Raw genomic sequence first — 13011 nt, 5'->3', positions numbered from 1 at the left:
TTAAGCGTGTGCTGCAACCGCGGCTTCTTTCTTAGCTTCGCGGGTGGTCATGTAAACGTTGAACAGCATGATCAGCATACCAGTCAGGAAGAAAGCACCGCCCAGTACACGAACCACGTAACCGCCATGAGAAGCTTCAACAGATTCAACGAAGCTGTAGGTCAGAGAACCGTCTTCGTTCACTGCACGCCACATCAGACCTTGCATGATGCCGTTCACCCACATTGCTGCGATGTACAGAACAGTACCGATGGTCGCCAGCCAGAAGTGAACATTGATCAGGCCGATAGAGTACATCTGACCAGCCTTACGACCGAACATGATAGGAATCAGGTGATACAGAGCACCGATAGATACCATAGCAACCCAACCCAGAGCGCCTGAGTGTACGTGGCCGATAGTCCAGTCAGTGTTGTGAGACAGCGCGTTTACCGTCTTGATCGACATCATCGGGCCTTCAAAGGTAGACATACCGTAGAAAGACAGAGAGACAACCAGGAAGCGCAGGATAGGGTCAGTACGCAGTTTGTGCCATGCGCCTGACAGCGTCATCATACCGTTGATCATACCACCCCACGAAGGAGCCAGCAGGATCAGAGACATAACCATACCTGAAGTCTGAGCCCAGTCTGGCAGAGCAGAGTAGTGCAGGTGGTGAGCACCAGCCCAAACGTAGATAGAAATCAGTGCCCAGAAGTGAACGATCGACAGACGGTAAGAGTAAACCGGACGACCCGCCTGCTTAGGCACGAAGTAGTACATGATACCCAGGAAGCCTGCAGTCAGGAAGAAACCTACCGCGTTGTGGCCCCACCACCATTGAATCATGGCGTCTACGGTACCAGCCCATACAGAGTATGACTTGGTCAGTGACACAGGCACTGCCAGGTTGTTACCCACGTACAGGATCGCAATCATGATCATGAATGCAGCGAAGAACCAGTTAGCAACGTAGATGTGGCTTTCTTTACGGATAGCCAGCGTGCCAAGGAAGTTAATCACATAAGAAACCCAGACCAGAGTTACCAGGATGTCGATTGGCCATTCCAGCTCTGCGTACTCTTTAGTAGAGGTCAGACCCATAGGCAGAGTGATGGCTGCTGCAACGATCACTGCCTGCCAGCCCCAGAAGGTGAAGCTTGCCAGAGTGTCTGAGAACAGACGGGTACGACATGTGCGCTGAACAATGTAATAGGAGGTTGCGAACAGAGCGCAGCCGCCGAAGGCGAAAATCACCGCATTGGTGTGAAGAGGACGCAGACGTCCGAAAGAGAACCAAGGGGTATCGAAGTTCAGTTGAGGCCATGCCAGCTGAGCAGCGATGAGTACACCGACTGCCATGCCAACAACACCCCAGACAACAGTCATGATGGCAAACTGTCTTACCACCTTGTAGTTGTATTCTGGATGGTCAAATGCTGTGCTCATGATCAGATTCCATTAAACAGCGAGGGTTAGAGGGTTAAAAAATCGGCGCAATTATCGTCGCTGGACTCCCCATTTGCAAATAATCCATGTAAAAAAAGTGCCATAAATACAGCGGCTTAGGGCAGTTTTTACACGAATGATAATCAAATGAGAATCAGTCGTATTGATATTCGATTGAAAATCTGACAGTTCTACGTGCCTCGCCAGGACATAAAACCCAGACTCAACCTGCGCATACTCCAATTTTACCGCACCTGTGCAGCCCAATTGCAGCCCCTGCATGGTATTACTGTCGTAAACAGGAGTATTGACCCAGCTCAAGCCTTGACGCAGAACGTCCCAGAGCCAGAATACGCGCAACCAGAACCACAAATAACGAAACTCTTGAGGTGTAGGCCAAAGAGTAGAAGAGGAGCACCATATGGCCAGTGAACAGACTCAGGAAATGCTCGACTCCTTCGTCGTTGATGGGAAAGAGGGCCAGCCAACACTGATCCTGGCGCATGGCGCAGGTGCGGATCTATCAAGTGAATTCATGGCTGACATGGCCGGTAAGATCGCGGCGCACGGTATTCGCGTGATGCGGTTTAACTTCCCATACATGATTAAGCGCGCGCAAGATGGCAAGAAACGACCACCAGACCGCGCTCCAAAACTTATTGATGCTTACGCAGAACTTGTTGAAGAGCTGGATACTCCATGCGTCATTGGTGGTAAAAGCATGGGTGGGCGTATCGCCAGCATGCTTGCCAACGGCAATGATGTGCCTACACAGGTGCAAGGCTGCGTCGCATTGGGTTATCCATTCCACCCGCCAGGAAAACCGGACAACCTGAGAACAGAACACCTGTTAGCACTCAAAACACCGACGCTCATTGCGCAGGGCACACGCGATGCGATGGGGACAAAAGAAGAAGTATCGGGTTACGGGTTAGACAAAACACTCGAACTGGTCTGGCTCGAAGACGGAAACCACGACCTGAAACCAAGAAAGGCATCCGGTTATACCCATGATGCCCACCTTCAAGCAACCGCAAAGCACGTCGCCGACTTTGTAAAACGCTGCCTGTAGGCGGGGATCACATCCCCGACCTGTGCGTGAGCCGGTCGGTGTTGGTTGTGGGAGCGAATCAGCCGAAGGCTATTCGCGAACGAACCCCATACTTCTGCACATCACGCCGTAAGAATTGTGATCTTCTCCTGCGTTTCCAGAATCGGCTGAATCGACGCAATCACACTGGCACGCTCTGGCGACTTCGCCCATGCCTGCCAGGCTTCAACACTCGTCCAGTTAGTGATAATCATCCGACGGTTCTCTTTCTTCACATCTTTATAGCTGGCACCTGACACATAACCCGGCGCTTCGAGAATCGCACGCAAGGTGTTCTTAACCGCAGCTTCATATGTCGTTTCCATATCTGCGGCAATCTCACGCTCGATAATCACTTTAATCATTGCAGGGGCTTCCTTCTGATGTTTCTCAATATCAAGTAAGGTATGGGCCGATGGTGTGTATTGCAACCACGAAAACCCAAAAAGCGGAACAAAGAACCAATATGGCCAACAGCGACCTGATTCAGCGACTTCACCGCCTGTTCTCTGAACAGACAACGGGCCTAAACACCATGATGCTCGCCGCAGAAACCGGCGTTGGCCCGGCCGAGCTACAAAGTGCATTGCAACAACTTAAAAGCGACTACAACGCACCGCTGGAATACGACACCGACAGCCGCACCTACCGCTATCGTAAAACACCGGAGCAAAGCTTCGAACTGCCGGGCCTGCAACTTACCGCGACCGAACTTCGTGGCTTGGCCATCGTCCTTAACATACTTAATGACCTGAACCCCGGGCAGGGCAGCGGCGAACTGAACCGCATCCATGAGCAGGTCTCGCGGCTTACAGAAGAGCGCGGTGTTGACCTTAGCGAACTGACACAACGCATCCGCATCCTCAGTGCCACGCGCCGTCCGGTAAACCAGAACATCTACCAACAAGTCAGTGACGCACTGTTCGCGCGAAAACAACTGCATATCCATTACGTCGCCAGTGATCAAAGCCTGAGTGAGCGTAACGTCAGCCCACAAACGCTGGTTTACTACCGAGACCACTGGTACCTCGACGCCTGGTGCCACAAACGCAAGCAACTGCGCACTTTTATGCTCAGCCGCATTAACAGTGCGTACCAAACCAGCGAAAGTGCAAAAGAGTTTGAACAGAGCGAACTCAACGACCACTTCCATAACAGCTATGGCATCTTCTCTGGCGGCGAACAGCACACCGCAGAGCTCATCTTTATGCCCGGTGCCGCCCACCTCGTCGCCCAACAACAATGGCACCCCGATGCTAAAGGCCAGTGGAAAGGCGACGAATACCACCTCAGCCTCCCGTACAACGACCAGCGTGAATTACTCAGAGACATGCTCTCTTATGCACCCAACGTCATCATTACTGCACCCGAAGACCTCAAAGCCGCCTACCGAAAACGACTGCAGGAAGCGCTGAATCGCAACCTGTAAACCTGATGGCATAGCGGGTGCTGCACTCTTATTTCTGTTGTAGGAGGGAAGCGTCTTCCCGACCCCATGCCAGATATCCGCTTCTGTAGGAGCGCAACGCGAAGCTTGCGCGATCGGTGTATCTCACAGTGCGAGCGAATCAGCCGGGAGCTCTTCACAAATCCCATAGTTGTAGGAGGGGATCATATCCCCGACCTGTGCCTTGGGGGTTTTCTTCGAGTAGGAGCGCCTCAGTCAGCGTGCCTGGCTATGCACGAAATTTGCTCGAGTCAGTTCTGTATTAATTGTGGGAGCAAATCAGCCGGAGGCTATTCGCGAATATTCCTCGGTAATGTATAGTCACGCCCCAACCCCCGAACAAAAGGATTTGTACGTGTCCACAACACAAGAACCTATCAAATACCTCGAATACCGGGTGGAACCGGGCGACACACTCTCATACATACTTGCCCAATTTTACGATGCCGGTTTTGGATTTAATGAATACAAACGACGGGTTGCGGATATCATTGAGTTGATCTTATAGGGACCAAGGTAGATTTTGTTTCGGGCGCAGGAGTCGGTGCAGTATGTCGCAGGTGATGATGGAGCAAGCTTTCCTCCTTATGATGTATTCGTTTGCAGCATTCTGGATATGGACAATGATATCGGTCGGCTTCCTGCTAGCTACGCCGAAGGCCTTTCTGGAAAAATATTTTTGCCCGCCATATTTCCGCTCGGCAGAGGTCATCATATTTTCAGGTTTTCCTTCAAATCTGATCCGTAACGTAATGTTTATTCGTTTGCTGGCTTCGCCGTCATCAGGGAGAGTGCGTGGCCTGACCGACGCATATCGAGACGTTCCCTCGTGGCTCATTACTTACGCCAAAGTTCTGTACATCAGTCTTATCCTGGTACTGATCTGGATGTTCGGCATATTGGCATTCTGGGGCTGCTATTTTGCGTACGACCGCTGGATTGCCTGACGTAGACTACCTGGCATCTCCGGAAAACACGCGCCAATTGCAACTTCCGCGCATGGGATGCGCTCCTACACGTACGCGGAACCCAACTCTGTAGGAGCCCGTCCCACGGGCGAAGGCGTTCATGGGGGGATGTATCAAGGCTATTCACAATAATCTTTGATACCCTCTACCAACATCAATCAAACGGAAGCTGACACGATGGGACGTTACGACGTAATCGGAAGTGAGGGGGAGTACGAACCAAGTTCCGACGGCAAGGTTCTGGCAAATAAAGCTCATATATCTGGCATTAACGAGATTAACGTCGCAGAAACAGAACTGCTCCAGGACCTCTACGCATATGTATTCGGGCACTTTCCGCAAGAGTTGAATTGGAACGTGATATGCCAGTGGCACCGAATGTGGTTGGGAAATCTATATCCATGGGCTGGAAGCCACCGCTCGGTCGATATGTCCAAGCCTGAAATTCACTTCGCTTCTCCACTGCAGATATCGAAACTGGCGACAAGGTACGATGAAACCTATCTTAGTCAGTTCGAAGATCTGCCAGAAACTGACGATGAAGACCTCATTCTCTTCTTAGCTGAGATGCATGTTGAATTCATACTGATCCACCCCTTTCGGGAGGGTAATGGCCGCATATCGCGTTTATTGATGGATGTCATGGCCGTTAAAGCCGGGTTGCAACCACTTGATTACACATTGTGGGACGAGAACAAAGAATTTTACTTCAAAGCTATACAGGCAGGCCGGGATGGCGATTATCGGCACATCGCAAGGCTGGTTGGGGATGTGCTAGAAAATCAGGCGCTGGGATAAACCGTCCGATTTAAAGCGCCAGAGTCAGGTTTTTGTACTGGCGAGCACCTTCTTTCAGGCGTTTTTCTATCACCGCCGTTGCTTCACCGGTTTCGATCGCACTTGAGCTGGCCACAGACCTCAACAGGCGAGACTTTGATATTTCAGCTTGTTCCGTCTTGCGTCGGCGAACCATAGGATGGCCTCCACGAAAATGTATTGAAAGTATAGCATCCCACATAGCCGATTGTCCTGTCGGGAAGCAGCCACTCTCGGTTTTTCCCCGCACCCTTTTCGCGCACAGGATGCGCTCCTAAACATACGCAGAACCGAACTCTGTAGGAGCCCGACCTACGGCGAAGGCGTTCCCTCCTATTTATGGTCAACAGCGCCAATCTCCCCTTACCCATTCCCTCAAGTCTGATACCATGCCTCTACTACTAAGAGGACATGGAATGCCCACTGTGACAGAAAACCCGCTCACATACCGCGACCAGCAAGCATATCGCCTGATAGAGCAGGTTGCCCTCTGGGAAGGTCGAATAACCACGAATACTCTGCAAGATGCGTTTGGCTGTAGCCGAGGCACCGCCAGTCCAATCATCCAGAGTTACCTCGATGCCTGCCCAGAAAACCTGATGTATTGCACTAAACGCCGCGGCTATCTGCCTACAGAGCAATTCGTACCCCGGTATTCCACCGGTACGCTCGAAGAATATACCCAGCTCAGATACCCGGGTGTGTCAGAATTTCCGGCATATCCCATGCAAATGCTGCAACGCCGACCAGACCCAACCATCGTCCGGCCGATTCTTAAAGCAATAGGAAATCAGGAGCGTCTAGACATCAGCTACGCCTCGTTTACCTCTCCTGATGACGGTGACCGCATCATCAGCCCGCACAAACTGGTCAACGACGGCGCACGCTGGCACGTCCGCGCCTGGTGTGAAAAGAATCAGGACTTCCGTGACTTCGTGCTTTCACGTATTCAGGCAGTCTACGGCACGGAAGGTAAAGCCGCAGCCGACGCCAGTGACGACGAAGGCTGGAATCACCTGCTCACCGTCACCATCGAGCCCGACATGCGCTTAACCGAAGCGCAGCAAAAGCTCGTCGCGCTCGACTACGGCATGGAACAAACCAGCACCGGCGGATACCAGCGCAGCTACGAAGTACGCAGGGCTCTGTTGATCTACACATTGCAGAACCTGCGCCTCGACCGCCCGCGCGAACGCGGTGAAGCTCAGCAGATTATGCTCACGCCCGAATGCCAGCGGGCACTGATGCCGTATCTGCCATAAACATAAAACAAAAGTGTGTCCAAAAACCGTACATGTGATTCCGTACAGTGATTGAGCAGAAAAAATTAAGACGGTGTAATGCAGGGGCATTGGACGCAGGCAGTATGCCACCGCAGTTGAACGTACTTTATATAGGGGAAGTACCTTCAAACACATTTTCGGGCCATTGAGCGTAAGGATGCGAAGGTAGAAAGGAAGCAGGCCACGGAAGGCCAATTAAATACGATAGAACCAGAATAAGAGGCTCACCATGACCATATATACGATTGATACCAACAATGAGCAGAATCCGCTGGAGCAGCTGGAGTCTGCGACCTTCGCTGCGCTTGACTACAAAGAGCGAGATCATATTCAAGAATGGGTTGATAAAACACCGGGCTGCCTCGGTGAGCCCCTGCTTATGTTGGGTAAAGAATTCGACGAGTTTAATAAATCCCGTGATCGTCTGGACCTGCTCGCGATGGATGCCCGTGGCAATCTCGTTGTCATCGAAAACAAGCGCGACGACAGCGGCAAAGATGTCGTCGGGCAAGCGATTAAATACGCCGCCTTCTGCTCGACCTTTTCAGAGCAGGACATTATTAAGATTCACAGTAAAAAGTTCCCCAATAGCGACGACAGCCTTCAGGCTGCTCGAGACGATATTGAGAGCTTTCTCGCTGAAGAGCAGGAATACGACAGTGAGCTGGGATATAACCACGATCAGCGCATTATCATCGTTTCTGGCGGCTATAAACCAGAAGCCATCAGCGCAGCGGTTTGGGTGCTCGAGAAAAATATCGACATTACCCTCATCAAACTCGACATCTACGAGATAGGTGAAGGTGCCAACAAGACTCAGCTGATCAACATCGACAGAATCTTGCCAAGCGCAGACCTGTCCAACGAGCTGGTACGCCTGAAAACCGAACAGCAGCGAACTCGCAACGCGTCACAGCGAGCCGCGCTTCATGTCCAGCTCTGGTCAGAAATTCAGCAACGCCTGAATGAGCGTAACGTAAGCTTGTTCTCGGTCGAAACCATCAGTGATCGCTCGTACTTTAACGGCAAAAATATTCGTGGCGGCTTGTCCATGAATATGGGCCTTAATGATAAAGATGCCCGTGTCGAAGTGCGAATCCGGATGAACAAAGCAGGCGCTACTGCGAAAATGTTCGACTGGTTACAAAGCCACAAAAACGATATTGAAACAGCGCTCTCCGGCTACAAAGTTTCCTGGGAGCCGGAGGCCGAGCGAAAAGCCTGTCGTGTTGCACTTCGTTGGGATATCGACCTGAAGGACGAATCAACCCATGAAAAAATCATTGAACAGATGGTTGAACGCACACAGAAGTTTCACAAGGTGCTGTACCCTATTCTCGATGAGGGGCTGGCTCACCACCAACTGTAAATTATCCGCTGGGGTGATTACATGAACGATAAGACTTTGGAATTGTTCGACGCCGCATACGCGGGTGATATCGAAAAAGTGAAAGTCTGCATTGACCGTGGTGGAGACGTAATCGCCATAAACTCTTGCGGCGACACACCGCTGATCGAAGCTATAGCTTCCGATAACGCAAAGAATCGGGTCGCGATAGTCAAACTACTCATTGAGCATGGCGCAGACCCTGACTTCAAAGGCGAGGAGAATTGCGGCGTGCTGTTTCAGGCAATCCTGAATAAAGACCCTGAAATCATGGAAATTCTGCTGCACAACGGTGCTGACCCGAATTTCGATTTAGATGGGGAATCGCTTTATGAGCGGGCCTCGTTCGACTACCTATACGATGCTTTCAATCTAAAGCTGCCGTTGAAGCCGACCGAGCAGGATGCTGCGAATGAAGAAGCGTGGTTAGATTTTCTCGACCGCTGTGCGGAAATAGCAGAGGTATTTAAGCCTGAATTCTTGAGAGTGTTGTTGAAGTACGGAGCTGGTGTATCAGATGAAACTCAAAAAGTGTAAGGATGAAGCTTCTGGCTGTTTAAGTCTGATACCATACCTCGACATAGAAGAGGACACGGAATGCCAATCCCCGATTACCAAACCCTGATGCGCCCGGTGCTGGTCACTCTCGATACTCACGGCGATATGTCGCTGCGCAATCTGGTCGACCTGCTCAGCGATCAATACCAGCTCACCGACGAAGAACGTCGCCGCAAGACGCCCAGCAAGCGCAGCCCGCTGATGTACAACCGTGTTGCCTGGGCGACAACGTATCTGCGCAAAGCAGGCCTGATTGAAAGCCCGCAACGCGGAATCAGCCACCTCACGGCAATCGGCAGGCAAGCACTGGTAGAGAGCCCTGAAAAGATCGACGCCAGCTACCTCAAACAATTCGAAGCCTTCGAAGAATTCAGAGCCATTGATAACCGCTCCACAGAGGCGACTGAAACTCAAACCGTAGAAGTATCAGAAGCCCTCGACCCCACAGAACGTCTCGAACAAGCCCATCAGGAACTGCAGGCCAGTCTGGCCGATGACCTGATCGCACAAGTAAAACGCCAGACCCCCGAATTCTTCGAAAAACTCGTCGTTGAGCTGATGCTCGCCATGGGCTACGGCGGTTGGAGCGAGAAAGCAGGGCAGGCCACTCAATACACCAACGACGGCGGCGTCGACGGCATCATCAACGAAGACCCGCTCGGCCTCGATACCATCTACCTGCAAGCCAAACGCTACACCGACAACAGCGTCGGCCGCCCGGATGTACAGGCGTTTGTCGGTGCCTTAGAAATGAAACGCGCCAGAAAGGGTGTATTCATCACTACCAGCCGCTTCAGCCGTGATGCCATTGACTACGTCAATATGATTGAGAAAAGAGTAGTACTGATCGACGGCGTACAACTGGCAGAGCTGATGATCCGCTACGACCTCGGCGTTACCGTCAAAGAGACCTATCAGGTAAAATCGCTCGATACAGACTATTTCACAGACGATTGAGCGCTTCGAATAAAGGAAGAGTAGTGTTACTGGATAACAAAACCAGCGGCCACGTTGGTATCGAACTGAAAAAACGCACCTTTTCTGGCTCCAGGCTCTCTGTTCTGTCGAGCCTGTTTACCCTATACGGTTTTGCCTCGCTGAAGCACGAGCTGAAGCAGCTGGAGTCAGCAAGGATCATCTTCAGTGAATGGGATTCGCTCAATCTGCAGAACCTGGTGGGTTCTGATTCAGACGTTCGCCTACTAAATCAGCTGCAACAAAAACGCATCGCCAGCGAGTTCTCACAATGGCTGGCAAACAAGGCTGAAGTGAAAGCCAGTGTGCGGCCTCAGCCGGGGCAGAACATTATTCACCTGGGTGTACCTGAACAAAAAGGCGTACCCGAACAAACAGGCTCGCCCGAGCAAAGTTTTGCCATCAGCGGCAGTGCCACGCTCAGCCCAACCGGGCTCGGCGACGTGCGCTCCGACTCCCTGCACATGAACATGGGCTTGTCTGATCCAGAGAGCACCCGGCAGCTTCTGACGTGGTTTGATAATGTCTGGGCTGATGCACAGAGTCTTCGTGATATTAAGAATGACCTGATCGCCAGATTGGATACCATCGCCGCCGATCAACCGGCCAGCTTTATCTATTTCCTCACGCTATTTCATTTGTTCAAAGACTTCCTCGAAGACATCGACGAAGACAACATCATTCGCAGTAAAACCGGCTTTAAAGATACCCTGGTCTGGAACAAACTCTACAAATTCCAGAAAGATGGTGTGCTGGGTGCAATAGACAAGCTCGAAAAGCACAACGGCTGCATCATTGCCGACAGTGTGGGTTTGGGTAAAACCTTTGAAGCCCTGGCTGTCATCAAATACTACGAACTGCGTAACGATCGGGTGCTTGTTCTATGCCCGAAAAAGCTTCGTGACAACTGGACCATGTACACGGTCAACGACAAGCGCAACCTGCTCGCCGCTGACCGCTTTAATTACGACGTACTGAACCATACCGATCTGACCCGACCGAAAGGTTACTCCGGCGAAATCAATCTGGAGACACTGAACTGGGCAAATTACGACCTGGTGGTCATCGACGAATCCCACAACTTCCGTAACACACCGAGCAAGGCGGAAGGTAAAAGCCGCTATGAGCGCCTGATGAACGACATTATCCGCTCAGGAGTGAAAACCAAGGTGCTGATGTTGTCGGCAACGCCGGTCAACAATCGCATGAACGATCTGAAAAATCAGGTCGCCTTCATTACCGAAGGTCGGGATGATGCCTTTGCCGAACAGGGTATCAAAAATATTGAATCCACTCTGCGCCTGGCGCAGAAGCAATTTAATCAGTGGGTCAGTGAGCCGGTCGAAAAGCGTACCACCGCAGCCTTGCTCGACATTATGAGCTTTGACTACTTCAAGCTGCTCGATATCGTTACCATTGCCCGTTCCCGCAAACACATAGAAAAGTACTACGGCACCGAAGATATCGGCCGCTTCCCAACTCGTTTGCCACCGAAAAACATCTATGCCGACATCGATGCATCCGGCGAGTTTCCGCCCTTAAAAGACGTTAACAGAACCATCCGGCGGCTGTCCCTGGCGGGTTATTCTCCGCTGAAATTCGTGCGAGAAGCCAAAAAAGCCGAGTACGCTCGTCGTTACGATAAAGCCGTAGGCGCAGGCAAAGGGGTATTCAAACAGGTTGACCGTGAAGAAAGCCTGATTCATCTCATGCGCGTCAATTTGCTTAAGCGTATGGAAAGCTCAATTCACTCGTTCACGCTAACCGCTAGCAAACTGGCACAGCAGGTCGACCGACTGCTGGCCAAAATTGATGCCCACGAATCAGAAGAACTGACCGAGCTGAATATCGAGGATATTCACGACGTTGAGCTGGAGTCCACCGAACTGGAAAGTTACATGGTGGGCAACAAAACCAAAGTGTTACTGCAGGATATGGATCTCATCCGCTTCCGCCAGGAACTGGAAGCCGACCGCGAGTTTTTAAACCACATTGCAGAAACGGCGCAAAGTGTGAATGCAGGCCGTGATGCAAAACTGGAGCAACTTAAACAGACTATTGCCAGCAAGGTGGCCAACCCACTTAACCCAGGTAATAAAAAGGTGATCGTCTTTACCGCGTTCGCCGACACCGCCCAATACCTGTATGCCCATCTGGCACAATGGGCGCACTCCGAACTGGGCATTCACAGTGCTTTGGTGACGGGCGGCGGTACCAATAAAACCACCATGACGGGCTTAGGTTCTGACCTCAATAACATTCTGACCGCCTTCTCGCCGATGTCCAAAGAGCGCAGCAAAGTAGACCCAACAGCTACGACCGAACTGGATTTACTGATTGCCACTGACTGCATCAGTGAGGGTCAGAACCTGCAGGATTGCGATACCCTCATCAACTACGACATTCACTGGAATCCGGTACGCATCATTCAGCGTTTTGGCCGTATCGACCGTCTTGGCAGTAAAAATACGCAAATCCAGCTCATCAACTTCTGGCCCAACATGGAACTGGATGAATACATCAACCTGGAAGCGCGTGTCTCCGGGCGCATGGTGTTATTGGATATATCCGCGACCGGTGAAGAAAACGTCATTGATGAAAGCGCCAAAGACATGAATGACCTGGAATACCGGCGCAGACAGCTACAGCAACTCAAAGACGCGGTCGTCGATCTGGAGGATATGAGTGGCGGTGTATCAATTACCGACCTCACTCTGAATGACTTCCGCATGGATTTGTCGGGCTATATGAACGACAAAGCCCGTCTAGCAATGCTGGAGCAAGCACCCTTGGGGCTGTATGCCGCCGCCAGTATTGACGAAAGTCTGGCCGCCGAAGGCATGAAACCCGGCGTCATCTTCTGCCTGAAAAATATCCGCAGCGGTAAAGATGCCGTTCAGGTCGATGACAACTACCCACTGGCACCGTACTTCCTGGTCTACGTGACCGGTGATGCGGAAGGCAGTACCGCGGTTGAGCTGAACTTTACCCAAAGTAAAAAAATACTCGATCTGCTCAAGCGCGAAGCCTTTAAGCACAAAACGCCGGATCAACCCGCC

12 protein-coding genes are annotated in these 13011 nt (G+C 51.5%); 9 read left to right on the top strand and 3 right to left on the bottom strand.

Features of this window, described 5'->3' with window-relative positions:
* Window positions 1-1428, bottom strand: a complete 1428-nt coding sequence (ccoN, locus tag B2067_RS00360) for a cytochrome-c oxidase, cbb3-type subunit I (RefSeq protein WP_301387135.1) — start codon at window positions 1426-1428, stop codon at window positions 1-3.
* Window positions 1429-1849: 421 nt separating this feature from the next.
* On the opposite strand from ccoN, the gene B2067_RS00355 reads away from it, so the two are divergent.
* Complete coding sequence (locus tag B2067_RS00355) at window positions 1850-2500, top strand: alpha/beta fold hydrolase (protein ID WP_301387134.1); 651 nt, start codon at window positions 1850-1852, stop codon at window positions 2498-2500.
* Between the two features lie 101 nt (window positions 2501-2601).
* On the opposite strand, the gene B2067_RS00350 is transcribed toward B2067_RS00355, so the two are convergent.
* Window positions 2602-2883 carry an antibiotic biosynthesis monooxygenase family protein gene (locus B2067_RS00350; protein ID WP_301377295.1) on the bottom strand — a complete coding sequence of 94 codons (282 nt, stop codon included), beginning with the start codon at window positions 2881-2883 and terminating at the stop codon, window positions 2602-2604.
* A 101-nt stretch (window positions 2884-2984) separates the two neighbouring features.
* Here B2067_RS00350 and B2067_RS00345 point away from each other — a divergent pair, with 101 nt between their 5' ends.
* From B2067_RS00345 to B2067_RS00335, 3 genes are all read left to right on the top strand, one after another.
* On the top strand, window positions 2985-3947 hold the full coding sequence (locus tag B2067_RS00345; protein WP_301387133.1) for a helix-turn-helix transcriptional regulator: 963 nt from the start codon (window positions 2985-2987) through the stop codon (window positions 3945-3947).
* Between the two features lie 569 nt (window positions 3948-4516).
* The gene (locus B2067_RS00340) at window positions 4517-4912 is read left to right on the top strand and encodes a hypothetical protein (RefSeq protein ID WP_301387132.1); all 396 of its coding nucleotides are present in this window, start codon (window positions 4517-4519) and stop codon (window positions 4910-4912) included.
* Window positions 4913-5110: 198 nt separating this feature from the next.
* Complete coding sequence (locus tag B2067_RS00335) at window positions 5111-5731, top strand: Fic/DOC family protein (RefSeq protein ID WP_301387131.1); 621 nt, start codon at window positions 5111-5113, stop codon at window positions 5729-5731.
* A gap of 10 nt (window positions 5732-5741) precedes the next feature.
* Here B2067_RS00335 and B2067_RS00330 read toward each other — a convergent pair whose 3' ends face one another.
* Window positions 5742-5906, bottom strand: a complete 165-nt coding sequence (locus B2067_RS00330; protein WP_301387130.1) for a hypothetical protein — start codon at window positions 5904-5906, stop codon at window positions 5742-5744.
* A 259-nt stretch (window positions 5907-6165) separates the two neighbouring features.
* Between B2067_RS00330 and B2067_RS00325 the strand changes: the two genes are divergently transcribed.
* The 5 genes from B2067_RS00325 to B2067_RS00305 form a co-directional block, all read left to right on the top strand.
* A complete protein-coding gene (locus B2067_RS00325; protein ID WP_301387129.1) occupies window positions 6166-7011 on the top strand; it encodes a helix-turn-helix transcriptional regulator in 846 nt (281 codons plus the stop codon).
* Between the two features lie 250 nt (window positions 7012-7261).
* Window positions 7262-8401: a DUF4268 domain-containing protein gene (locus B2067_RS00320; RefSeq protein WP_301387128.1), complete on the top strand. Its 1140-nt coding sequence runs from the start codon at window positions 7262-7264 to the stop codon at window positions 8399-8401.
* A 21-nt stretch (window positions 8402-8422) separates the two neighbouring features.
* Window positions 8423-8956, top strand: coding sequence for an ankyrin repeat domain-containing protein (locus tag B2067_RS00315; protein ID WP_301387127.1), 534 nt, complete (start codon window positions 8423-8425; stop codon window positions 8954-8956).
* Window positions 8957-9016: 60 nt separating this feature from the next.
* Window positions 9017-9934 (top strand): restriction endonuclease, encoded by a 918-nt coding sequence (locus B2067_RS00310; RefSeq protein ID WP_301387126.1) that lies wholly within the window; start codon window positions 9017-9019, stop codon window positions 9932-9934.
* A gap of 23 nt (window positions 9935-9957) precedes the next feature.
* The coding region (locus B2067_RS00305) for a helicase-related protein (protein ID WP_301387125.1) at window positions 9958-13011 on the top strand (3054 nt) is incomplete at its 3' end.

It is taken from the genome of Thalassolituus sp. UBA2590 (assembly GCF_002339775.1).
Lineage (GTDB): Bacteria > Pseudomonadota > Gammaproteobacteria > Pseudomonadales > Oceanobacteraceae > Thalassolituus.
The sequence above is the reverse complement of the archived record's forward strand: the minus strand, read 5'-3'. Positions and strand labels throughout refer to the sequence as shown.